The sequence below is a fragment of the Corynebacterium sputi DSM 45148 genome (genome assembly GCF_000427865.1).
GTDB classification, from domain to species: domain Bacteria; phylum Actinomycetota; class Actinomycetes; order Mycobacteriales; family Mycobacteriaceae; genus Corynebacterium; species Corynebacterium sputi.
Genome location: NZ_ATYV01000040.1, coordinates 1 through 1,175, shown reverse-complemented (window position 1 = coordinate 1,175; position 1,175 = coordinate 1). Strand labels below are relative to the sequence as shown.

Here is a 1,175-nt window from a genome sequence, read left to right as displayed (position 1 = left end):
AAATCTTTGGGTGTGTCACCCATAGTGCTTTCCCCTTTGGTGGTTGGAGTGGGACTTTGTGGTCTTCTCTCCAACTTTTGGGGTTCACTTCACGACAAGAGGGCAGAGTGAATGCATGAGGCCAGCGCCAGCTCTTCCTAGACCGCTCCGCCGAAGCCCAACTGCCCCCAGGCTTCGTAGGTCGCGACCGCTGCAGCATTGGAGAGGTTCATCGAGCGCCTCGAGGGCAACATCGGGATCCGGACTTTCTGTGTAATTCGAGGATCGTTGAGAACCGCTTCTTCCAGGCCAGTGGGCTCGGGGCCGAAGAGGAGAACGTCGCCATCGCGGTATTCAACGGACGTGTGCCAGGTATCGGTGTGCGTGGTGAACGCGAAGACCCGACCACCATCGGCGGTTAGCTTCTCAAGGGCATCATCAATCGACGGATGAATTTGCACGTCAGCGAGGTCGTGATAATCGAGGCCTGCTCGTCGCAGGTGCTTCTCGTCAAAGTTAAACGCGAGCGGCTCCGCCAAATGAAGCGTCGCACCGGTGCCGGCGCACAGCCGGATCGCATTGCCCGTATTGCCGGGGATGCACGGCCGGTCGAAGAGGACGTGAAGTGACATGGTCACAGAGGTTACGCGGTCCCCACAAGCATTTCCCGACGCCTCCCGCGACACAAAACCTTCCGCTAACATGTTCGAGTGAGGATGGTCATGTCGGGGAGAGCACCACACGAGGCCGCGATGGTCCGCATTGAAGGAGATTAGATTGCCCAACCAAGCGGAGGGACCTGCGAACTGGAAGATCCCTGTCGGGCTGCTCTCAGACGATGAAGCTGATCACAGATGGCAATGGTTAAAGCCTAAAGAGCAGGAACGGTTCGAAGAACTCGCCGACATCGATCTAGAGGCCTACTTGGAGCTATCCAGCCGAATCGAGGCGGCCACAAAGGGGCTACTCAACCCAGATGACACCTCGATTGCACTCGTCAGGGACTGCTGCACGGTTAGGTGACAGCGGTTAATCAGGCCGCGAGGGCCAGTGGTGTGTTCATCTTGGTTTCGAATTCGATGGGCGTCAATCGGCCGAGTCCTGCTTGCCAGCGACGCCGGTGGTAGGTCCGTTCGATCCAGGTCACGATCGCGATGCGTAGCTGCTCTCGGCTGCCCCATCTGCGGCGGTCGAGG

2 protein-coding genes and 1 pseudogene are annotated in these 1,175 nt (G+C 58.6%); 1 reads left to right on the top strand and 2 read right to left on the bottom strand.

Features of this window, described 5'->3' with window-relative positions; translation table 11 throughout:
- Window positions 1-137 precede the first annotated feature (137 nt).
- Window positions 138-611, bottom strand: a complete 474-nt coding sequence (locus YWU_RS0113325; protein WP_034647996.1) for a tRNA (cytidine(34)-2'-O)-methyltransferase — start codon at window positions 609-611, stop codon at window positions 138-140.
- Between the two features lie 145 nt (window positions 612-756).
- On the opposite strand from YWU_RS0113325, the gene YWU_RS0113320 reads away from it, so the two are divergent.
- A complete protein-coding gene (locus YWU_RS0113320; RefSeq protein WP_027020848.1) occupies window positions 757-1,002 on the top strand; it encodes a hypothetical protein in 246 nt (81 codons plus the stop codon).
- Window positions 1,003-1,012: 10 nt separating this feature from the next.
- Here the strand turns inward: YWU_RS0113320 and YWU_RS17020 are convergent.
- Window positions 1,013-1,175: pseudogene (locus tag YWU_RS17020) on the bottom strand (IS3 family transposase); the annotation flags it as partial.

Coding starts and splice junctions, on each gene's coding strand:
- YWU_RS0113325 (WP_034647996.1), bottom strand. CDS start 611: ATGTCACTTCACGTCCTCTTCGACCGGCCGTGCATCCCCGGCAATACG.